Annotated in this window: 22 protein-coding genes and 1 pseudogene; 13 read left to right on the forward strand and 10 right to left on the reverse strand. The window is 61.5% G+C overall.

All coding sequences use genetic code 11. The features are described 5' to 3' along the window. Positions 1–19 precede the first annotated feature (19 nt). A complete protein-coding gene (locus tag L901_RS24850) occupies positions 20–1,534 on the forward strand; it encodes a UbiD family decarboxylase (protein ID WP_059761257.1) in 1,515 nt (504 codons plus the stop codon). After that, the gene (locus L901_RS24855; protein WP_059760970.1) at positions 1,531–2,121 is read left to right on the forward strand and encodes a UbiX family flavin prenyltransferase; all 591 of its coding nucleotides are present in this window, start codon (positions 1,531–1,533) and stop codon (positions 2,119–2,121) included. Before L901_RS24850 ends, L901_RS24855 begins: the two co-directional genes overlap by 4 nt. 4 nt (positions 2,122–2,125) lie before the next feature. Here L901_RS24855 and L901_RS24860 read toward each other — a convergent pair whose 3' ends face one another. Both L901_RS24860 and L901_RS26760 read right to left on the reverse strand, forming a co-directional pair. Continuing rightward, positions 2,126–2,803, reverse strand: coding sequence for an NnrU family protein (locus L901_RS24860; protein WP_059760972.1), 678 nt, complete (start codon positions 2,801–2,803; stop codon positions 2,126–2,128). Positions 2,804–2,815: 12 nt separating this feature from the next. Beyond that, the gene (locus tag L901_RS26760; protein WP_003504656.1) at positions 2,816–2,971 is read right to left on the reverse strand and encodes a hypothetical protein; all 156 of its coding nucleotides are present in this window, start codon (positions 2,969–2,971) and stop codon (positions 2,816–2,818) included. A 137-nt stretch (positions 2,972–3,108) separates the two neighbouring features. On the opposite strand from L901_RS26760, the gene L901_RS24865 reads away from it, so the two are divergent. The 8 genes from L901_RS24865 to L901_RS24900 all read left to right on the forward strand — a co-directional run bounded on the left by L901_RS24865 (position 3,109) and on the right by L901_RS24900 (position 9,780). Next, on the forward strand, positions 3,109–3,642 hold the full coding sequence (locus L901_RS24865) for a cytochrome c oxidase subunit 3 (RefSeq protein WP_059760974.1): 534 nt from the start codon (positions 3,109–3,111) through the stop codon (positions 3,640–3,642). Positions 3,643–3,646: 4 nt separating this feature from the next. Further along, a complete protein-coding gene (locus L901_RS24870) occupies positions 3,647–3,937 on the forward strand; it encodes a hypothetical protein (protein WP_059760976.1) in 291 nt (96 codons plus the stop codon). A 166-nt stretch (positions 3,938–4,103) separates the two neighbouring features. After that, positions 4,104–4,556 carry a cytochrome c gene (locus tag L901_RS24875; protein ID WP_046800955.1) on the forward strand — a complete coding sequence of 151 codons (453 nt, stop codon included), beginning with the start codon at positions 4,104–4,106 and terminating at the stop codon, positions 4,554–4,556. Between the two features lie 24 nt (positions 4,557–4,580). After that, positions 4,581–5,927 carry a nitric-oxide reductase large subunit gene (locus L901_RS24880; protein ID WP_059760978.1) on the forward strand — a complete coding sequence of 449 codons (1,347 nt, stop codon included), beginning with the start codon at positions 4,581–4,583 and terminating at the stop codon, positions 5,925–5,927. Between the two features lie 64 nt (positions 5,928–5,991). After that, on the forward strand, positions 5,992–6,804 hold the full coding sequence (locus tag L901_RS24885; protein ID WP_059761259.1) for a CbbQ/NirQ/NorQ/GpvN family protein: 813 nt from the start codon (positions 5,992–5,994) through the stop codon (positions 6,802–6,804). A 16-nt stretch (positions 6,805–6,820) separates the two neighbouring features. Beyond that, a complete protein-coding gene (locus tag L901_RS24890) occupies positions 6,821–8,719 on the forward strand; it encodes a nitric oxide reductase activation protein NorD (protein ID WP_059760980.1) in 1,899 nt (632 codons plus the stop codon). Between the two features lie 143 nt (positions 8,720–8,862). Then, positions 8,863–9,168 (forward strand): DUF2249 domain-containing protein, encoded by a 306-nt coding sequence (locus L901_RS24895; RefSeq protein ID WP_059760983.1) that lies wholly within the window; start codon positions 8,863–8,865, stop codon positions 9,166–9,168. Positions 9,169–9,246: 78 nt separating this feature from the next. Continuing rightward, positions 9,247–9,780 carry a DUF2249 domain-containing protein gene (locus L901_RS24900; RefSeq protein ID WP_059760986.1) on the forward strand — a complete coding sequence of 178 codons (534 nt, stop codon included), beginning with the start codon at positions 9,247–9,249 and terminating at the stop codon, positions 9,778–9,780. Positions 9,781–9,863: 83 nt separating this feature from the next. Here the strand turns inward: L901_RS24900 and L901_RS24905 are convergent. Beyond that, positions 9,864–11,095 (reverse strand): annotated as a pseudogene (locus L901_RS24905) (NnrS family protein). Positions 11,096–11,331: 236 nt separating this feature from the next. On the opposite strand from L901_RS24905, the gene nirK reads away from it, so the two are divergent. The 3 genes from nirK to L901_RS24920 all read left to right on the forward strand — a co-directional run bounded on the left by nirK (position 11,332) and on the right by L901_RS24920 (position 14,353). Next, a complete protein-coding gene (gene nirK / locus L901_RS24910; protein ID WP_059761261.1) occupies positions 11,332–12,474 on the forward strand; it encodes a copper-containing nitrite reductase in 1,143 nt (380 codons plus the stop codon). Between the two features lie 109 nt (positions 12,475–12,583). Continuing rightward, positions 12,584–13,501 (forward strand): SUMF1/EgtB/PvdO family nonheme iron enzyme, encoded by a 918-nt coding sequence (locus tag L901_RS24915; RefSeq protein WP_059760988.1) that lies wholly within the window; start codon positions 12,584–12,586, stop codon positions 13,499–13,501. A gap of 150 nt (positions 13,502–13,651) precedes the next feature. Further along, positions 13,652–14,353 (forward strand): Crp/Fnr family transcriptional regulator, encoded by a 702-nt coding sequence (locus tag L901_RS24920; RefSeq protein WP_003522052.1) that lies wholly within the window; start codon positions 13,652–13,654, stop codon positions 14,351–14,353. Positions 14,354–14,411: 58 nt separating this feature from the next. On the opposite strand, the gene L901_RS24925 is transcribed toward L901_RS24920, so the two are convergent. From L901_RS24925 to L901_RS24955, 7 genes are all read right to left on the reverse strand, one after another. After that, the gene (locus L901_RS24925; RefSeq protein WP_059760989.1) at positions 14,412–14,807 is read right to left on the reverse strand and encodes a cytochrome c family protein; all 396 of its coding nucleotides are present in this window, start codon (positions 14,805–14,807) and stop codon (positions 14,412–14,414) included. Between the two features lie 69 nt (positions 14,808–14,876). Beyond that, complete coding sequence (locus L901_RS24930; RefSeq protein WP_059760991.1) at positions 14,877–15,437, reverse strand: gluconate 2-dehydrogenase subunit 3 family protein; 561 nt, start codon at positions 15,435–15,437, stop codon at positions 14,877–14,879. Next, positions 15,437–17,122 carry a GMC oxidoreductase gene (locus L901_RS24935; RefSeq protein WP_059760993.1) on the reverse strand — a complete coding sequence of 562 codons (1,686 nt, stop codon included), beginning with the start codon at positions 17,120–17,122 and terminating at the stop codon, positions 15,437–15,439. The genes L901_RS24930 and L901_RS24935 overlap by 1 nt, the downstream gene beginning before the upstream one ends. Positions 17,123–17,271: 149 nt before the next feature. After that, positions 17,272–18,126 carry a sugar phosphate isomerase/epimerase gene (locus L901_RS24940; RefSeq protein WP_059760995.1) on the reverse strand — a complete coding sequence of 285 codons (855 nt, stop codon included), beginning with the start codon at positions 18,124–18,126 and terminating at the stop codon, positions 17,272–17,274. Between the two features lie 129 nt (positions 18,127–18,255). Beyond that, entirely contained in the window at positions 18,256–19,425 is a 1,170-nt protein-coding gene (locus L901_RS24945) for a Gfo/Idh/MocA family protein (RefSeq protein WP_059761263.1), read from the reverse strand. A gap of 10 nt (positions 19,426–19,435) precedes the next feature. Continuing rightward, on the reverse strand, positions 19,436–20,485 hold the full coding sequence (locus L901_RS24950; protein WP_059760997.1) for a sugar phosphate isomerase/epimerase: 1,050 nt from the start codon (positions 20,483–20,485) through the stop codon (positions 19,436–19,438). Between the two features lie 33 nt (positions 20,486–20,518). After that, positions 20,519–21,541, reverse strand: a complete 1,023-nt coding sequence (locus L901_RS24955; protein ID WP_020811084.1) for a LacI family DNA-binding transcriptional regulator — start codon at positions 21,539–21,541, stop codon at positions 20,519–20,521. Positions 21,542–21,544: the final 3 nt, after the last annotated feature.

Genomic DNA, 21,544 nt, shown 5'->3' on the forward strand with positions numbered 1-21,544 from the left:
GCGCCTGCAAACAGGCGGCATGAGAGACGAAGAAACAGAAACGAGACCCATCCGCACCGCCGATCTGCACGGTTTCATCCGGCTGCTGGAAGAGCGTGGGCAGCTGCGGCGAATCCGCCAGCCGGTATCGCTGGTGCACGAAATCACCGAAATCCACCGCCGCGTGCTCGCCGATGGCGGACCCGCGCTGCTGTTCGAGCGACCTGTCGACCATGAGGGCAAGGTGCGGGAGATACCGCTGCTTGCCAATCTGTTCGGCACGCGGCAGCGCATCGAATGGGGGTTGGGGCTGGAGACCGGCGGCCTGCCCGCACTTGGACGAAAGCTCGCCGAATTGCGCGAGCCGCAGCCGCCGAAATCCATGGCCGAGGCATGGGGTAAGCTACCTCTTCTGAGAGCAGCACTTTCCATGCGGCCACGAAACGTCTCGCGCGCGCCGGTGCAGGAAAAGGTACTGACGGGTGATGCGGTCGATCTTGCCTGCCTGCCGGTGCAATGGTGCTGGCCGGGCGAGCCGGCCCCGCTCATCACCTGGCCGCTGGTTATCACCCGTTCGCCTGACGATCCCGACGATATCAATGTCGGCATCTACCGCATGCAGCTATTGGGGCCGGACAGGGTGATCATGCGCTGGCTGGCGCATCGCGGCGGCGCGCATCACCACCGGTTGTGGCGGGCGCGCGGGCTGGATATGCCCGTTACCGTCGCCATTGGGGCCGATCCTGCCACCATTCTCGCCGCCGTGATGCCGCTTCCCGACCATATCAGCGAGCTTGGCTTCTCCGGCCTGCTGCGCGGCTCGAAAAGCCGCATCGCAAAAGCTTTAACCGTGCCGATGCCGGTGCCGGCCAATGCCGAAATCGTGCTGGAGGGCACCGTTTCGGCAACGGAAACGGCACTCGAAGGCCCCTATGGCGACCATACCGGCTATTATAATTCGGTCGAATCCTTCCCGGTCATGACGCTCTCGGCAATCACCATGCGCCGCGATCCGATCTATCTTTCCACCTATACCGGCCGGCCACCGGATGAGCCTTCGGTTCTCGGCGAAGCCATGCTCGAGATTTTTCTGCCACTCGTGAAAAAGCAGTTTGCGGAAATCGTCGATCTGTGGATGCCGCCGGAGGCGTGTTCCTACCGCGTTATGGTCGCATCCATCGACAAGCGTTACCCGGGACAGGCAAAGCGGGTGATGATGGGCCTTTGGTCAATGCTGCCGCAGTTCAACTATGTGAAGCTCATCATTCTGGTCGATCCCGACATTGATGTGCGCAACTGGGCGGATGTCATCTGGGCGCTTTCCACCCGCTTCGATGCTTCGCGCGATACGACGATCATCGACGATACGCCAATCGATTATCTCGACTTCGCCTCTCCTAAAGCCGGTCTCGGCGGCAAGATGGGGCTGGACGCCACCCGCAAGCTACCGCCGGAGACGGAGCGCGAATGGGGCCGCGTGCTGTCCATGACGCCTGACGTGATCGCGAAAGTCGATCTGATGTGGCGCGATCTCGGCCTTGGAGAACAGCCATGACCCCATGCCGCGTCGTGGTCGGCGTCACCGGCGCTTCGGGCGCCGGCATCGCCCTGCGTATTATCGAGCGCCTTGCCGGGATGAAAAGCGTCAAAATCCATCTCGTCCTGTCGCAATCCGCCAGACGCACCGTGTTGCATGAGAAAGGGGCGCAAGCCATGGGGCGGATGTTTTCGCTCGCCGGCGTCAATCATTCCATCGACGATATCGGCGCGGCGATTGCAAGCGGCTCTTTCCCGACGGCCGGCATGATCGTCGCCCCCTGCTCCATGCGGACGCTCGCGGCCATTGCAACCGGGCTTTCGGACAATCTCCTTACCCGGGCCGCCGATGTGCATCTGAAGGAGCGCCGGAAACTTGTGCTGATGACACGCGAGACGCCGCTGCATCTCATCCATCTGCGCAACATGTGCACAGTGACGGAGGCTGGCGCCATCGTCATGCCGCCGGTGCCGGCCTTTTACAACAGACCGCAAAGCGTCGACGATATTGTCGACCAGCTCGCCGCCCGCGCCATCGATCAGCTCGGCATCGCTTCCGCGCCGCAGGCGCCAATATGGCAACCGCATATGGTGAAGGCGCCCTAAGCGATCAGAGATGGGCCATGGGGTCCGCGCCGAAGACCATGGCATGGCCGCCGGCCAGCAGCCACCACACCGTCAACCCCGTCAGCGCTGCCGCAAGCAGCATCGGCCCATCCACGGCTATGCGGGTTTTGCCTGTGAGAGCCGCCGCGAAGGGAATCGTAGCGCTTCCGGCAGCCGCCAAGTTCCACGCATTCCCCAGCCTTTTCCGGGCGCGTTTCTCGGTCATGGCCATTCCGCCGAGTGAGAACAGTGCAAAGCCGCCGAACAGGATGACGGAGCGCAGGTCGCCATTCGGCACGACATGCCCCAACGACCAGAACAGAAAGCCGACGAGTACCGGGTGCCGCGTGATGCGCACGATTGCCCCGGGCTCTTGCCCCTGCCGTACGGAAATGGAGAGCGGATTGACGCTGAAAAGGCCGGCCAGCACGAAAAACAGGCCAATCGGCGCTACCAGAAAGGTGACATGCGCCTGCCAGGGCGCGACATCCCAGAGCGGAATGTAATCGACCGATAGCGCGGCATAAAATACCCAGCCCAGCGTCAGAAGCGAGACGACGGAATAAGTCCCGAAATAGGCGGGCCTGCCGATGGCCGCGATCAGCCGGCCGCGCACGGCAGGTACGGCGGGAATGGAATGCAGCGCCACGAAAAGCGAAAGAGCGGCGACAAGTTCAAGCATGCGACTGTCTTCTCACTGGTTCAGGAACAGCACCGAAGCAATGGCCACGGAGGCAAGCACGGCGGAAACCGCGCCCATGCGCTGCAGCACTCCCATACGGTACAACAGCACCGCAAAGCCAATGATAACGGGGGTTGCGACAATCAGCCCGACCTGTGCGTCGTTCATGGGAAGCTCCATTTTCCAGAGTTGCGCTTTGTCAGGACAATAGGACTTTGCGCACTCCCTTCTTTGACCGACCGCAAAGAAGCGGGGTTTGAGGACGCCTAAGCGTGGCTTGCTGTTTTACAATTGCGGACAAGACCATGGCGATAAATACGGAAGAGGAAAGCGGAAACCTGCTCCTGTGGATTCTGGTCTGGAGCGAACTTGCCGCCTTCGGTGCTTTGACCGGCGCATTCATCATCGCCTTCGCCCTCAATCCCGAGGCCTTCACTGCCGCGCGTCAGCATCTGCAGCCGCAGCTTGCCGGCCTCAACACTTTGATTTTGCTGGCGAGCGGTTGGCAGGCGGCCGTAGCGGCCAGCCATCACACCGCGCTCCCGGGCAAGCGACGGGCGCTTGTCCTTGCCGGCCTGCTGGGTTTCGCTTTCGTCGGCGTAAAACTCTATGAATATTCCACCGAAATCGCCTTCGCCTCCGATCCCGCCTATGGCGCGTTCTTCGAGCTTTATTTCCTTCTCACCGGCTTCCACCTGCTGCATGTCGTCTTCGTGGCCGTGCTGCTGTTTCTCGTCGCAGTCTTCCCGAAAAACGAGAACGTCACGCTGGTGACGACGCTGTGGCATGTGATCGATCTCGTCTGGATCGTCATTTTCCCCGTTATTTATCTGGTTTGACATCATGATCCACCGCACCTCCCGCCAGCTTGCAAGCAGTTTTGCAGCACTCGCCATTCTCGTCCTCGCCGGTACGGCCGTCGTGACATCTTGGAAGGCAGCACTTCTGCCGCCGGTCGCCGCCGCCTGCCTGATGCTGCTTTTCGCGCTCCTGAAATCCAGACGCGTCATCGACGATTTTCTCGGCTTTCGCGAAGAGCGTGGCCTGCTGCGCACAGCACTTCTGGCATGGCCGGCCATCTTTGCCGCCGCAGCCCTGTTGCGGGCGTTCCTGCAGGGCATTTTGTCGCTCTGAAGAGACGGACCACACCACCTCTCCACTTGTTTGCCAAATGGCAAAGAACGCCGGCGGCCAACGACTAGAAGGGGGTGAGACCCGAAGCCTGCTGGCAAATCCCGGCATGAGGGTTCGATCAAGCCAGTCCGCATAAGCGGTCTTCCGGATGGAAAGGACCATTGGCATGGCAGAACGCCTGACCAAAACAGGAGCGCGAAACGTCTTTTACGGCGGCTCCATCTTCTTCTTCGCCATATTCGTCGGGCTGACCGCCCATAGCCATTATTACATGCGCACCACCTCGACGGATGAAAGCACGCTGACGGAAAGCGTCGCGCGCGGCAAGCATGTGTGGGAGAAAAACTCCTGCATCAACTGTCACACGCTGCTCGGCGAAGGCGCGTATTTCGCGCCCGAACTCGGCAATGTCTGGAAGCGCTATGGCGGCGTGGAAGACAAGGAGACGGCGCGCGATTCCATCAAGGCGTGGATGGCCGCCCAGCCCACCGGCATCGAGGGCCGGCGCCAGATGCCGCAGTTCAATCTCACCGAACAGGAACTCGATGACCTCGTCGACTTCCTCGAATGGACGAGCCGGATCAAGACGCAGAACTGGCCGCCGAACGATGCGGGTTGAGGTTGACGGCAAGGAGATGACGAGATGAAATACCAGACGCAAAAAGTCGCCATGCTGTATTTTTACGGCGCAATCGGGCTGTTCGTGGCGCAGATCCTGTTCGGCGTCGTCGCCGCCACGATCTACGTGCTGCCCAACACGCTTTCCGAGCTTCTGCCCTTTAACATCGTGCGCATGATCCACACCAATGCGCTGGTCGTGTGGCTGTTGATGGGCTTCATGGGCTCGACCTTCTATCTTCTGCCGGAAGAGACGGAAACGGAGCTTTACAGCCCCAAACTCGCCATCGCGCAGTTCTGGATCTTCCTTGTGGCCGCCGCCGTCGCCGTGGTCGGCTATATGTTCCGCATCCATGAAGGCCGCGAATTCCTCGAACAGCCTTTCGCCATCAAGGTCGGCATCGTGCTTGTCGTTTTGATGTTCCTGTTCAACATCACCATGACGGCGCTGAAGGGCCGCAAGACCACGGTTATCAACATCCTGCTCTTCGGCCTCTGGGGTCTGGCGATCTTCTTCCTGTTTGCCTTCTATAACCCCATGAACCTCGCGCTCGACAAGATGTACTGGTGGTACGTCATCCATCTTTGGGTGGAAGGCGTGTGGGAACTGATCATGGCCTCGATCCTCGCCTTCCTGATGATCAAGCTCAACGGCATCGACCGCGAAGTGGTGGAAAAATGGCTCTATGTCATCGTCGGCCTTGCGCTTTTCTCGGGCATCCTCGGCACCGGCCATCATTATTACTGGATCGGCGCACCGGGTTACTGGCAGTGGATCGGCTCGCTGTTCTCGACGCTGGAAGTGGCCCCCTTCTTCACCATGGTCATTTTCACCTTCGTCATGACCTGGAAGGCCGGCCGCAAGCATGAGAACCGCGCGGCATTGCTCTGGTCGATCGGCTGCTCGGTCATGGCCTTCTTCGGCGCCGGCGTCTGGGGTTTCCTGCACACGCTGTCTTCGGTGAACTATTACAGCCACGGCACGCAGCTCACCGCCGCCCACGGCCACCTCGCCTTCTTCGGCGCCTATGTGATGCTGAACCTTGCCATGATGGCCTATGCCGTGCCGGAAATGAAGAAACGCGCGCCCTACAACCAGTGGCTTTCGATGACGAGCTTCTGGGTGATGTGCACGGCCATGTCGGTCATGACCTTCGCGCTGACCTTTGCCGGCGTGGTGCAGATCCAGCTTCAGCGGGTCATGGGCGAAAGCTTCATGGATGTGCAGGACCAGCTGGCGATCTTCTACTGGATCCGCCTCGGCTCCGGTTTCGCAGTTCTCATTTCGGCAATCATGTTCATCTGGGCAGCCCTAGTGCCGGGCAAGCAGAAACAGGGTGACGTCGCCCGCCTCGTGCAGCCCGCCGAATGAGAAACGGACCGGCTCTCCTTTTCCCCCGGAGAGCCGGTCCTTACCATCAACCATGGAGATGACCATGAATACGATTTTCCGCCCCGCGCCGCAGCCTTTGCCGGACACGCCGTTCTACACCCCGCTCGGCAATGAATGCGCGCTGTTCGAAAGCGCCTGGGTGCGGCAATTGCCGCTTCTGCTGAAAGGCCCGACAGGTTGCGGCAAGACCCGTTTCGTCAGCCATATGGCGGCGAAACTCGGCCTGCCGCTTTCCACCGTTTCATGCCACGACGATCTTGCCGCCGCCGACCTGACCGGTCGTTACCTGCTGAAAGGCGGCGAAACCGTGTGGATGGACGGCCCGCTGACGCGATCCGTGCGCCAGGGCGGCATATGTTACCTCGATGAGATTGTGGAAGCGCGCAAGGATGTGGCCGTCGTGCTGCATCCGCTCACCGACGACCGCCGTATCCTGCCGCTGGAACGCACCGGCGAAGTGCTGGAAGCGCCCTCCGGCTTCATGCTTGTCGTGTCCTATAACCCCGGCTACCAGAACCTTTTAAAGAGCCTGAAACCCAGCACCCGCCAGCGCTTCGTCGCCATTGAATTCGACTTTCTGCCCAAGGAGCAGGAAATCGCCGTCGTTTCGCATGAAAGCGGGCTGGATGCGCGCGATGTCGAGCCGCTCGTCGAGCTCGCCCACCGGCTGCGCGGCCTGAAAGGCCACGATCTGGAAGAGGGCGTTTCCACCCGCCTGCTCGTTTATTGCGCCAGCCTCATCGATACCGGCCTTCCCGCCCGCCAGGCCGTGCGCGCGGCGATGATCGAACCGCTGACCGACGAGCCGGATGTGAAGGCCGCGCTGCATCAAGTGGCGGATGCGATCATCCGATAGGCAGTGAGGATAAACCATGCTGGACTTTCTGGAACTGGAAGAAACCGTCGGCCGCGCCTGGCACAGACTGATCGGCGAAACCGGCACATGGCTGCGCTTCCCGGATCATGCCGTGAAACTGGAGGATATGCAGGCCGTACTGGCCATCTGTTTCCGCGGTTTTGGCGGTGAACATGCGGTGCAGATCGCCCCGGCCCGCGCCCGCACCTCCACGCACCGGCTGAGGCTGCGCCAGCGCATGGGTCTTGGCGAGGAAAAATTGACCCAGCCCGGACGTGATCATGCCACGCTGATGCTACCGCCCGTACTCGATCTGTTTCCCGACCGCTGCCTCAACCGCGATCTCTATCTCTGGCTCGCCGCCGCCATGGCGATGATGCCGCTTGAACTAGTCATGGCCGCCGACCCGCTTCGCAACGATCTTGCCCGGCTCGACCGCGCCACAGAACTGGCAAAAGCCGTCATCCATGCCTTCCCCGGAATGAAGACCCGTTATCGCCGGCTTTGCGCCGCCATGCTCGCGGTGCGGCAGAAACGTCCGCTGCCGCAGGCGGAGCAACAGGTGGAACAACGGGTGCTTTCCATGCTCGCCGATGCGGCAGGGATCGAGGGCCTTGCGCCACCCGCCGGCTTTCCGGCCAAGGCGCCGCCGCGCTACCTGCCGATGTTGCCGGTGCCGCTGTGGCCGGACACGCTGCTGCGCGAAACATCCGAGGCCAGGCAGAGCGAAGACCAGCCGGCAGCGGGCGCCGCGCCGCAGGGCGCGGAAGCCGCCCGCCATATCGCCGTGCGCGAAAAGACCGAGAACCGCCAGACCGAACGCAGCCCCTTCATCCTCAACCGTTTCGAAAAAATCCTCGCCATGGCCGAGATGGTCAATGTCGACCGTCCGGGTGACGATAGCGACGATGCCGACGGCAGCGCGGCGGACGAGCTTGACGATATGACGCTGGGTGAAAGAAAGGGGCGGCCTTCCGCCCGCTTCCGCTTCGATCTCGACCTGCCGCCTGAAGCACTGAACCATACCCCGCTGACAGCGGAGCTGACCTATCCCGAATGGGATTATCGCAGCGGTATCTATCTCGCCGATCATTGCCGGGTCATCGCCGGTCCGGCGAAAGACGCCGAGACGGCACCGGAACCCGACCCGGACACCAGAAGCCTCATCCGCCGGGTCAGGCGGCAATTCGAGGTGCTGCGGCCACGCCACGAGATGCTGCGCGCCCAGCTTGACGGCAATGATCTCGATCTTGACGCCGTGGTTCGCGCCAGAAGCGATATCGCCGCCGGAGGACAGGGCAGCGACCGCATTCATATGGCAAGCCGCCCGCAGGCGCATGATCTTGCCGTAACGATCCTCGTCGATGTGTCGCTATCGACCGATGCCTGGTTCGACAACCGCCGGGTTCTCGATGTGGAGAAGGAAGCCCTGCTGGTGCTTGCCCACGGGCTTTCCGCCTGCGGCGACAGTCACGCCATCCTGACCTTCACCTCCCGCCGCCGCTCCTGGGTGCGGGTGGAAACGGTGAAGGATTTCGATGAGCCGATGGGCCACGCTGTCGAGCGGCGCATCGCGGCGCTGAAGCCCGGCTTCTACACCCGCATCGGCCCCGCCATCCGCCACGCCAGCGCCAAGCTGCATGAGAGGCCGGAGCGCCGCAAGCTGCTTCTGCTGCTGACGGACGGGAAGCCGAACGATGTCGATCACTATGAGGGCCGCTTCGCCATCGAGGACAGCCGCCGCGCGGTTTCCGAGGCGCGGCGCTCGGGCGTCAGTGTCTTCGGAGTGACCGTCGACAGCAAGGCGCAATCCTATATTCCGGCCATGTTCGGCCAAAACGGTTATGCCATCGTCAGCAGGATCGCCAAGCTGCCATCGGCGCTGCCGGCGATCTATCGCAGCCTTGCCGGCTGATTGTCGCGCAGACGGACCTGACGAATCTCAGGTTTGTTTGCGCGGCGACAATGTCTCCCAACAGCACGGCGGATAGGTTTTTCCAGTCCGCCGGCCGGCCGCACCGCCGGACATCATTCCTTCCGCGGCCGTGGAGCCAGCCTATGTCCGAAGCCCAAACAGCAACCAATATCGATGTGCGCATCATTCCGCATCGCGAACGCCATCCGCGCATTTTCGGCGCGCTCGGCGCATTGGCTCGAGGGCAATCGCTGCAGATCACCAGCGATCACGATCCCCGTCCATTGCTTTACCAGCTCGCCACCAATTTCCCCGGTGAATTCGGCTGGGAATATCTCGAACAGGGCCCGGACGTCTGGCGTCTCGATATCGGCCGGCTTGAAGAACAGGCCGAAGGTTCCGAGGACGATATGTCCGGCTGCGAATGCTGCTGCGGTTCCGAGCATTGACCTCAGCGCCAGCGGCATGGTGAAAAGACCTCTGGCGGCCGGCCCCTGCCGCCGCCAGCCGACAGATGAGGTGATGCAATGACGGAAACGATCAGGGAACTCGATGTCCGGCCGCTTTTGCTGAGCGGCGGCGAGCCCTTTCCGGCCATCATGGAAGCCGTGGCCGGGCTTGCTCCGGGTGAGGCGCTGCGATTATACGCCACCTTCCGGCCCGTCCCGCTGTTCAAGGTGATGGCCGAGCGCGGTTTCGACCATCAGGTTAGGGAAATCGGCGGCGGCGACTGGGAAGTGCTGTTTACGCCGCAATCCAGTGAAGCCGAGCAGATTTCCGTTTCGCCGGCGCTTGCGGGCAATGCCGAGGAGCCGCAGATATGGCCCGACCCGATCATCTATCTCGATCTCAGCGACGAGACGACCGAAGGCCAGGCGACCCGTACGCTTACAGCACTCGACCGTCTTCCGCCGGGCGCCGTGATCTTCGTGCTGATGCCGCAGGAGCCGACCTTTCTTTACCCGGAGCTTCTGGCCCGGGGGCACCAATGGGCCGGCAATTTCGACGAGGCGCGCACGGCGTTTCGTATATTTATCCGCGCCGGTGCGGGCGCACATTAAACCATCGGGTATCCCAGATAACGAAACGCCCCGGAAATTGCTTCCGGGGCGTTTCGTTTTGGCGGTGTGGCAATGAAAGCCTTCTAGGCTTTCAACGGTTTGCGCTCGCGCATCAGGATCGGTCCATATTCAACGCAGAAGAGACCGAAGCCCACGATCCAGAGGATCGCCGAGCAGGCATAAAGATGCATCATCGCACCGGGGAAGAACTCGGCTGCCGGTCTCAGCAGCGCACAAGCGATCAGCGCCACATAAGCGGCGATGGTGACCCTGCTGGCCGCGAGCTTGCGTCCGGTATGGCCAAGGCTCGCTCTCGTCATCACCGCAAGCATCATGCAGGCGATGACGCCGACGGTGAAGACATGCAGGACGGAACGCGTGTCCATGACGTCAAGAGCCGCCAGCGCTATGGTAATGAAACCGACGGGAATGAAGGCATAGGCCACATGCAGCACCACCAGCACCTGCTCCGGCCATGTCGTCCAGCCGCGCCAGCGGATAAGACGCACGGCATGCATGAAAGCCGCCAGAAGCGCCGTTGGCACGGCCACGATGCTCTCGGGCTCTATTGTCCAGACGGCCAGCGCCGCGATACCGGCAGGATGGCTGCGGTGTCGAAACCGTTATAGGGGACTGGAAAATCCGTGCGGCCGAAACGGTTCAGCCAGTTGCGGGTAAAACTCGGCACGATGCGGCCACCGACGATGATGACAAGAACCGTATAGGCCGAGACCGCAAGGCGGGTCGCGATCTGGCTATGATCGCCGCCAATCGCCGCAACGTGGAATACGATGTTGGCGACGGAAAGCGCCAGTAGTCCGCACAGCACCTTCAGATCCTTCCATTTGCTCCCGGCAATGACCTCGCGCGCGCAGATCGCCAGAAGTGCCGGCAGAAAAAGCCCGTCGACGGCTGCGGCGGTGACCACGCCCACCTTATCCGGCACAAGCAGCAAAAGCCGGCCCGCGCACCAGAGCGCAAACAGCCAGACCAGCGGTTTGCCCGACACCGGCAGCCGCCCCGTCCAGTTCGGCACGGCCGTTAGAAGAAAGCCCGCCAGCACTGCCGAAGCGAAACCGAACAGCATCTCATGGGCATGCCAGTTCGGCGCGCCGTAATCCCCGCCAAGGTCGATGAAGCCGGAAAGGGCTGCGATCCACAACACCATCGCCACGATGGCCCAGAAAGCGCCGCCGAGGAAAAACGGCCGGAAGCCGTAAGAAAAGATAACCGGGCCGGTGCGCGCCAGCCCTCTTGGAATGCCGCCCTTTGGCCGGCTGCGCCCTTCGGTGAGAACGGTTTCGCTGCCACTCATTATAATGCTCCTTGCTTGGTCTTGACATATGTCTAGACCCAAGCCCGTCTGGCTTCTTTGCGAACAGGCAAAGAGGCGGCGCGACACTTCCTCACCGGCCTTCAGCCGCCTGCCAAAATGTCGCAGGGTGCCGAAAGCGAAGTTTGCTCCATCTCAAATTGTATTTCCGCCCCTCCGCTACAAATGCTGTGACAGAGCGAAACATGCTCTGCCCCAAGAGGGATAGGAGAAAAATGATGACGGAAACTTTCCACATCACACGGCGTAATATTCTCGCAGGCGCAGCATTTGCAGGGGCTATAGCTCCCGTCATCATGCCATCGGCAGCGAGCGCGGCAGAGGAAAAGAAGGCCGTAGCCAAGCCATTGACGAGCGCGGAGATTGCAGTGCTTCCTCGCGTAAAGGTTGATCTCGTCAAGCCGCCCTTCGTGCATGCCCACACGCAGAAAGCCGAAGGCGGACCGAAGATCGTCGAGTTCACGCTGACGATCAAAGAGCAGAAGATGGTTCTCGACGACAAGGGCACCGAGGTCCACGCCATGACCTTCAACGGCTCGGTTCCCGGCCCCTTGATGGTGGTGCATCAGGACGACTATGTCGAACTGACCCTCATCAACCCCGATAGCAACGAGCTGCAGCACAATATCGATTTCCACTCGGCCACCGGCGCGCTCGGCGGCGGCGGGCTCACCATCGTCAACCCCGGTGAAAAGGCGATCCTGCGCTTCAAGGCCACCAAGGCCGGCGTCTTCGTCTATCACTGCGCACCTCCCGGCATGGTGCCGTGGCACGTTACCTCGGGCATGAATGGCGCGATCATGGTGCTGCCGCGCGAGGGCCTGACGGACGGCCACGGCAAGGAGCTTGTTTATGATAAGGTCTATTATGTCGGCGAGCAGGACTTCTACATTCCCCGCGACGAGAACGGCAATTTCAAGAAATATGAAAGCGCCGGCGACGCCATGGCCGACACGCTGGAGGTGATGCGCAAGCTGACGCCGAGCCACATCGTCTTCAACGGCGCAGTCGGCGCCCTGACGGGGGAACACGCCCTTCAGGCGGCCGTTGGCGAGAAGGTGCTGATCGTCCATTCGCAGGCGAACCGTGATACCCGTCCGCACCTCATCGGTGGCCATGGCGATTATGTCTGGGCGACGGGCAAGTTCCGCAACCCGCCGGATCTCGACCAGGAAACCTGGTTCATCCCCGGCGGCACGGCGGGCGCGGCCTTCTATACCTTCGAACAGCCCGGCATCTATGCCTATGTCAACCACAACCTCATCGAAGCCTTCGAACTGGGCGCGGCCGCGCACTTCAAGGTGACGGGTGAGTGGAACAACAACCTGATGCAGGCGGTGCTCGCCCCCTCGAGCATCTGACACAAACGGGAGCGCGCCGCCGCCAGCGGTCGCGGCGCGCTCCCCCTTCTGCTATGCGGCCTGAAAGCAGGTCCGAACTTTGGCGTCTTCTTGACGCAGGCAGGTTCCCATGGGCATTCCCGGCAACAGCCATTTCCCAAATGCCGTCTCGCTTCTTTTGCCGCTCTCGCTTGCCGCGCTGCTGGCGACGGCCATCGGTTTTCAGTCCGGGATCATCCGCAGCGGCGCCGATCCACGCGCCGCCATGACGGCACCGCAGGTCGTCACTGTGCCCGCCGGACATTTCACCTACCGGGCAGAGGGCGAATATTTCCGCAATGGTTATGCCGTCGATGGCCCGATGGTCGACGTGACGATGCGGCAAAATCTGACGATCATGAAATATCAGGTATCGAGCGCGGATTATGCGCGCTGCGTGGCGGAAGGCAGCTGCCAGCAACCCGAACCCGGCTTTGCCGCCCCCGTCGGCGGCGCGATACCGGCAACCGGCATCAGCCAGGATGACGCCCGCGCCTATGCGGCGTGGCTGAGCGAACGGACAGGCACTGTCTGGCGCCTGCCAAGCGATGCTGAACTGGCCTTCGCCGCCGGCTCGCTTTTCCCGGATGAGACGCTCGGTGTGGCTGCGGATAGTGAAAACCCCGCTTTGCGCTGGCTGGCGGACTATGAGCGGCAGACCAGCCGCAAGGCCTCGGGCAACCCCGTTCCGCAATCCTATGGCAGCTTCGGCGAAAACGAATATGGCCTTGCCGATTTCGGCGGCAATGTATGGGAATGGACCTCCAGCTGCAGCCACCGTGTGACGCTCGGCAAGGATGGTGAGGCGATCGATAGCGTCGCCTCCTGCGGCATTCCCGTCACTTCGGGAAAACACCGGGCGGCGATGAGCGCCTTCGTCAAAAACCCGAAAAGCGGCGGCTGCGCCGTTGGCGTGCCGCCGGACAATCTCGGCTTCCGGCTGGTGAGGGATACGCGCTGGTATGCGCCGCTTCTCGAAAAGCTTGGCGCAACCACTCTGTTTTCTTGATAATCGTCAATAAAAACAATCGGTTGATTCATATCATTTGATCTTCTTCGGCCCGTGATAGTGCTGTATTGTGAGGATACAGAAGAGGCCGACACCCGGGGTGCCCATTGCGGGAACCAGGGCGGCGGCCAATCACCGGAGAGGGTGCAAGTGAAGATTGACCGAAGCGTCATCCGGTCGCTGGCCTTGTTTGCCAAGATGGCCGACGATGAGCTGGACGGACTGCTGACCCACGCCACATCCCGGCTGGTGCCGCCGGGCGAAGCCATTTTCGAGCAGGGCCAGCCGGCCACGCATTTCTTCCTGCTCATTCACGGCCGCCTGAAGGTGACGCAGGTGACCCATGACGGCCAGCAGATCATCGTGCGCGTGGTGCATCCCGGCGATCTCTTCGGTTTTGCCCGGGCGCTGCAAAGGTCGGATTATCCCGGCACCGCCACGACGGCTGCCGAAAGCGTCATACTCTCCTGGCAGACGGACCTCTGGCCGCAATTCGTCGAGCAGAACCCGCATCTCGCCGTCTCCGCCATGCAGACCATCGGCCAGCGCCTCGAGGAAGCCCATACGCGCATCCGCGAAATGTCGACGCAGGAAGTGGAGCGCCGGGTGGCCCACGCCGTGCTGCGCCTCTCCCAACAGGCGGGCCGCAAGGAGCTGGACGGTATCCGCATCGACTTTCCGATCTCGCGTCAGGATATCGCCGAAATGACCGGCACGACACTGCACACCGTTTCCCGCATCCTCAGCAGTTGGGAGAGCAAGGGGCTGGTGCAGGGCGGGCGGCAGAAGCTTCTGGTCTGCAATCTGCCAGGCCTTGCTCAGCTGGCGGAGGGCGAAGCGAGCCAAGTCTAGCGCGCAGGCGCCTGACCTTCGCCAGGAGCTTTACTTCCACCGTGTAACCGCGCTGCTCTCACTCAGCCGGCTTCGAAGCGGCGCTTTCGATATAGGAGATGAGATTGTCCAGATCTTCCGGCTTGCTGATGCCCGCCAGCGCCATCTTGTTGCCGGGTATTTTCTTTTTGGGCGCGCTCAGGAAATCCCGCAATTCTTCCGGTGTCCAGACGAGACCGTCCTCGCCCGCTTTTTTCATCGCAGCCGAATAACTATAGTCAGGCACGCCGCCTGCCGCGCGGCCAATGATGCCGTTAAGCTGCGGGCCGACCCTGTTTTTCGCGCCCTCGCCTATGGCGTGGCAGGCGGAACAGCGTTTGAACACCGCCTCTCCCTTGGCAACATCGCCCTCCGAAAGAGCGGGAACGGTGCTTGCGGTCAGCATAGCCGCCGCGATGATGAGTGTCTTACGCATCGTGTCATCCTTGTCTTGCCGCTTGAGTGTGGCCCGTCTGCAAATGCGGACGGGCCAACAGTTCTCTCTTCAGGTCGTGCCCCAGGCGGGCGTGCCCTTCTTGTAGGGAACGCGGTCTTCGAAACCGCCGGGAATCTCGTCGTAAACGAGAACTTCCGTGGCGCCGATCTTCGAGGTGAAGAAACCAAGCAGTGTCAACTGTTTGACCAGCGTGAAGGCGTGCGGCTTTGCCGGCGTCTGTTCCGCCTTGGCCTGCTTGTCCAGTGCGGCAAGCAGCGCCTGCCGCTGTTCTGCCGTCAGCTCCAGAAAGGCCTTTTTGTGTTCGGCCTGACTGCGCTTCTCGATATCGGAAATCGCCGAAAGGAAGAGCGTCCGCTGTTCGTCGGTATAACAATCGGCCGCATAGACGGCCATGAATGCTCCCACTTCAGCATCCTTCGCACCCGGCGTGGAGGTGCGGGGAATGATGGTTTCCGCCACCTCGTCCAGAAAGCGGATTTCCTCCGGGGTGAAGACATGGGTAGCGCCGGCGGGCTTGGTGGCGTTTTCGGCAGCCGTGAGGACATCCACGCCGATCAGCGGAAGGCCGGTGGCAATGGCTATCAGTTTCAGCAGTTCGCGTCTGTTCATCACAGGTTCCCCTTCTTGCGTTCGGAAACGGCAAAATCGGCGGCACGCGCCGTCAGCGCCATGTAGGTCAAAGACGGGTTGACGCAGGAGGCCGAGGTCATGCAGGCACCGTCAGTGACAAAGACATTCTGTGCATCCCAGACCTGGTTGTTGCCGTTGAGGACGGAGGTTTTCGGGTCGCGCCCCATGCGGGCCGTTCCCATTTCGTGAATACCCATGCCGGGGGCGTAACTGCCCCGCGAGGGCTTGACGTTCTTGATGCCGACCGCCTCGAACATTTCGACGGCGTCATTGACCATGTCTTCGCGCATGTCGAGTTCGTTCTGCTTCATCTCGACATTCATGGAGAGGACCGGCAGGCCCCATTTGTCCTTCTTGTCATGATCCAGCTTCACGCGGTTGTCGTGATAGGGAAGCATTTCGCCGAAGGCGGTCATGCCGATGGTCCAGCCGCCCGGCTCGGTCAGGGCCTCCTTGTAATCGGCGCCGATATTGAGTTCGGCGATCTCCCGCTCCCAGCGCGAACGGCTGGCGGAGCCCTGATAACCGAAACCGCGCAGATATTTTCGCTTGTCATCGCCGGTATTGCGGAAACGCGGAATGTAGAAGCCCGCCGGACGGCGGCCCTTGAAATAGAAGTCCTCGAAACCTTCCACCTGGCCTGTCGCGCCCATGCGGAAATGGTGGTCCATCACGTTATGGCCGAGTTCGCCCGAACTGCTGCCGAGGCCGCCTTCCCAGACATCGGTGGCGGAATTCATCAGCACCCATGTCGAGTTCAGCGTCGAGGCGTTGAGGAAGATGATATCGGCGGTGTATTCGTAGGTCAGGTTGGTTTCAGCATCGATGATCTCGACACCGCGCGCCTTCTTCTTGTCCTTGTCGTACAAGATTTCCTTGACGATGGAGAAAGGCCTGAGCGTCAGATTGCCGGTGGCGACCGCCGCAGGCAGGGTCGAGGCCTGCGTGCTGAAATAGCCGCCGAAGGGACAGCCCAGCCGACACTTGTTGCGGAACTGACAGCGCGTGCGCTCCTGATCGGGAAGTTCCTGGGTAATGTTGGCGCAGCGCGAATTGATGAGGTGGCGCGTGCCCTTGAACGCCTTTTTCAGCCGGCTTGCGACATCCTGCTCCACGAAATTGAGCGGAATGGGCGGCAGGAATTCACCGTCGGGGAGAATATCCAGCCCCTCGCGGCTGCCGGAAATGCCGGCAAAGCGTTCGACATAGTCATACCAGGGGGAGACGTCTTCATAGCGGATCGGCCAGTCGACGGCGATGCCGTCTTTCGCATTGGCCTCGAAATCGGTCTGCGACCAGCGATAGGTCTGGCGGCCCCAGAGCAGCGAGCGACCACCGACATGGTAACCACGGAACCAGTCGAAACGTTTTTCCTCGACATAGGGCGTTTCCTGCTCATCGGCCCACATGCCGAGCGTTGCCTCCTCCAGCAGGTAGTCGCGGCTGAGAACGGGGTATTTCGCCTTCATCTCCTGCGTGGCGCGGTTGCGATGGGGATAATCCCAGGCTTCCTTGTCGGCGTTCTGATAGTCGGTGACGTGCTCGATATTGCGGCCGCGCTCCAGCATCAGGACCTTCAGGCCCTTTTGCGTGAGTTCCTTTGCGGCCCAGCCTCCACTGATGCCCGAGCCGACAACAATCGCATCATAATGATTGTTTGCCATGATAACTCCTCCGATGTGAGCTTGGAAAAAACGACAGGGCAAAGCGCTTCCCGTCGCGACGCGGCGGAAACTGGTCATGCGTCTGTCGAACCTCATGCTCCCCGCCGAAACCGGCCGCCGGGGAGCGGTTCTGGTTTTACTGGCAGTGTTTACTGAATGGTCGGCAGGCGTTCGTTGAGGAACACGTTGCCCTTGGTCACGACAGCTTCGGCATCGAGCGGAAGGTCATGCTCAAGGATGAACCATTTTGCGCCGGCCTGTTTGGCTGCCGGCAGGATCGTTTTCCAGTCGAGAACACCGGTGCCGAGTGTGGCAAAACCGCGCTCATTTTCCGCCGTGCCCGCAGGCGCGTTGTCCTTGGCGTGGATGGCAAAAACCTTGCCCTTCAAAGTACCGAGGAATTCGGCCGGATCATTGCCGCTGCGCGCCACCCAGGCGACATCGACTTCGGCCTGCAGCTTCGGGCCTGCCGCGTCGAGCAGCAGTTCGAGCGCCGTCTTGCCGTCGAATTTGACCATCTCGAAATCATGATTGTGATAGGCCATGGAGAGGCCCGCCGCGGAAAGCTTGTCCGCGTAACCGCCAAGCTCCTTGCCGAAGGCGGTCCAGCCGGCGGCGTCCTTCGGGCGGTCTTCGGGCTTCAGGAACGGCACGGTCACGACCGGGTTGCCGACAGCCTTCTGCTCGGTGATGACCGCATCGAGATTGCCGCGCAGCTTGTCGATCGGCACATGCGAGGAAATGACCTTGATCTTGTGCTTTTCCAGCAATGTGTTCAGTTCGCCGGCGCTGACCTTCTGCATGTCCACCGTTTCCACGGCGGAAACGCCGGCGCGGTTGAGAATGGCAAGCTGTTCCTCCAGCGTTCCGGAATTGCGCAGCGTGTACATCTGCGCGGCGATCGGCAGCACCTTGCTGTCATCGGCAAAAACCGGATTTGCGAAACCGGCCGCCAGTCCGACGACGAATGCCATGCCAGCGAATTTTGACTTGAACGTTTTCAAACGCGTAACTCCCTTTCCGTTTGATCAATATGACGACACGTGTGCCCACGCCTTTCCCAGCCGTCTGGCCGGGTCATGCCGGGCACCGCCTCCTGTGCCCTGCGTCGTCCGTCCCCGATATTGGGTGAGCTAGATGTCGATCCCGACCCAGGACGAGGTCCGACTGGACCGGACGGCCGCATCGATGAATGCGAGACCCGCAAGGCCGTCCTCTATGCCGGGATAAATCACATCCCCGGCGGCCGTTTTTCCCTCCCTCTTTGCGATGATTGCATCTGCGGCTTCGCGGTAGATCGTCGCAAAACCCTCGAGATATCCTTCCGGGTGCCCTGACGGCACACGGCTGACACGGTTGGCGGCATCGCCTGCACCCGCGCCATTGCGGGTGATCAGACGCTTCGGCTCGCCGTAAGGTGTGAACCACAACTCGTCCGGGACGCGATGGTGCCATTCAAGCCCACCCTTGTCGCCGTAGACCCGCAGCGACAGGGCGTTTTCGTTGCCGACGGCGATCTGGCTCGCCCAGAGCATGCCTTTTGCGCCGCTTGCATAACGAAGCAGAATATTGGCGCTGTCATCCAGCTGCCGGCCCGGAACGAAAGACGTCAGATCGGCATAAAGGCTGCTTGGGATTTCACCCGTCACAAAGGCGGCGGCGTTGAAAGCGTGCGTGCCGATATCGCCGATTGCCCCGCCCGCGCCGGAACGGTTGGGGTCCGTGCGCCATTCAGCGCCCTTTGCGCCGGTCTTTTCAACGGCCTCGGTCAGCCAGTCCTGCGCATATTCGGCCTGAACGTGGCGCAACTTGCCGATGTCGCCACTCGCCACCATTTCCCGCATCTGCCGCAGCATCGCGTAGCCGGTGTAATTATGCGTCAGGACGAACAGGCTGTCGGATGCCCTGACGATCTCGGCCAGCGCCTTCGCTTCCTCCAGCGTCGCGGTAACCGGCTTGTCGCAGATGACGTGGATGCCGGCTTCGAGAAAGGCCTTGGACGGGGCGAAATGCAGGTGGTTCGGGGTGACGATGGCGACCGCCTCGATACCGTCCTCGCGCCCAGCCTCGGCCGCCGCCATGTCCTCGAACGAGGCATAGGAACGCTCCGGTGCAATGCCGAGCAGGGTCGCCGAAGCGGCTGCACGTGCGGGATCGGAAGAAAGCGCACCGGCCACCAGTTCGTAACGGTCATCCAGCCGGGCCGCGATGCGATGCACCGCCCCGATGAAGGCGCCCTGACCGCCGCCAACCATACCGAGGCGGATGCGGCGACTATCGAATTTTGCTGTCGTGGAGGACATGATGTTCCTTTCAGAGACCGAGAAGGCGGCGGTTGGCGGCATCATCGACACCGCTTTTGGCGAAATCGTCGAAGGCCCGCTCGGTCACGCGGATGATATGGTTTTCAATGAAGCCCGCACCCTCACGAGCGCCGTCTTCCGGATGCTTCAGCGCGCATTCCCACTCCAGCACCGCCCAGCCATCGAAGTCATATTGGGTGAGCTTGGAAAACACCGCGCCGAAATCGACATGCCCGTCGCCGAGCGAGCGGAAACGGCCCGGCCGGTCGACCCAGCCTTGATAGCCGCCATAAACGCCTGAGCGACCAGTCGGATTGAACTCGGCATCCTTGACGTGAAAGGCGCGGATACGCTCGTGGTAGATGTCGATGAAATCGAGATAATCCATCGCCTGAAGGACGAAGTGGGAGGGATCGTAGAGGATGTTGGCGCGCGGGTGATTGCCGGTGGCTTCAAGAAAGCGCTCGAAGGTGACGCCGTCATGCAGATCCTCACCCGGATGCAGCTCATAGCAGAGATCGACGCCATTCTCCTCGAAGGCATCGAGAATGGGGGTCCAGCGTTTGCCCAGCTCCGCAAATGCCATTTCAACAAGACCCGCCGGGCGCTGCGGCCAGGGGTAAACGAAGGGCCAGGCGAGTGCGCCGGAGAAGGTGGCGTGGCTTTTGAGGCCGAGATGCTGCGAGGCTTTCGCCGCATATTTCAGCTGGTTGACCGCCCATTCCTGCCGCGCCCTGGGTTTGCCGCGCAGTTCGGCGGGTGCAAAACCGTCGAACATTTCGTCATAGGCCGGGTGAACGGCGACGAGCTGGCCCTGAATATGGGTCGAAAGCTCGGTGATCTCGATACCCATTTGCGCCAGACGACCCTTGATATCGTCGCAATAGGTCCTGGATGCAGCGGCTTTCTCAAGATCGAAGAGCCTGGGATCGGTCGGCACCTGAATGCCCCTGTAACCGAGGGAAGCCGCCCATTGGCCGAGATTGTCGAGCGTGTCGAAGGGGGCTTTGTCCCCGACAAATTGCGCGAGAAAAATCGCCGGGCCTTTGATCGTCTTCATGTCCTTACACTCCTTGCATTCACAGTCTGGCCGCTACCGATGCGGCGGGCGGCAGGGCGCGACCGAGCCGCGCACCACCAGTTCCGTATCCAGCACGATGGTCTCGGCCGTGCGTTTACCGTTCAGCCGGTCCACCATCAGCGCCATGGCCCTGCGGCCCATTTCCTGGCGGGGCTGGCGCACCGTCGTCAGCGGCGGCTCGAAAGCATTGGCGAAAATGATATCGTCGAAGCCGATGACGGAGACATCGGCCGGAACCGAAACGCCACGCGCCCGCAACTCGCTGATCGCGCCAATCGCCATCTGGTCGCTCGAGGCGAAGATCGCGGTGAAGGCAATACCGCCTTCAAGAAGGCTGCCAATCGCCTGACGGCCGGCCTCGATGCTGTAATCGCCCGTCACCACAAGTTCGTCGGCATAAGCGATGCCCGCTTCGGCAAGTGCCGCGCGATAACCATCGAAACGCTCCTGCGCCAGACTTTCCGGAACCGGGCCGGCCAGATGCACAATCCTTTGATGTCCCGCCTCGATGAGGTGGCGCATGGCGTTTTTGGAGGCGGCGCGGTTGTCCACCTTGACGGTCGGCAACGCGAGGCCGGGCACCGTTTCCGACGCGATGACGATCGGCGGCAACGCGTCGCCCTGATCGAGAAGCTCGGCGGGAAACTGGCCGGTCATCAGGATCAGGCCGTCGGCATGTTTCTGGCGTACCATGTCTATATGGGTCGCCACACGGTTCTCGTCGTTGCGGGCATCGCCCATCAGCACCTTGAAGCCCGCTTCGCCCGCCGCTTCCTCAACGCCCTTGTAGATTTCGAGATAAAACGGGTTGCCGATATCGCGAACGAGAAGGATGACGGTGTTGTTGGATTGGCGGCGGAAGCTTGCCGCCTGCGCATTGGGAACGAAGTTGGCCTGCCGGACGGCGTCGAAAACCTTCTTTCTGGTTTCCGGGCGAACCTTGTCGGGTTGCTGCAACGCCCGCGATACGGTCGCGATGGAAACGCCCGCGAGAGCTGCAACTTCCCTGATATTCGAACCTTGGTCTTTGCTCATCTG

This window comes from Agrobacterium sp. D14, from assembly GCF_001526505.1.
GTDB classification, from domain to species: Bacteria; Pseudomonadota; Alphaproteobacteria; order Rhizobiales; family Rhizobiaceae; genus Agrobacterium; species Agrobacterium leguminum.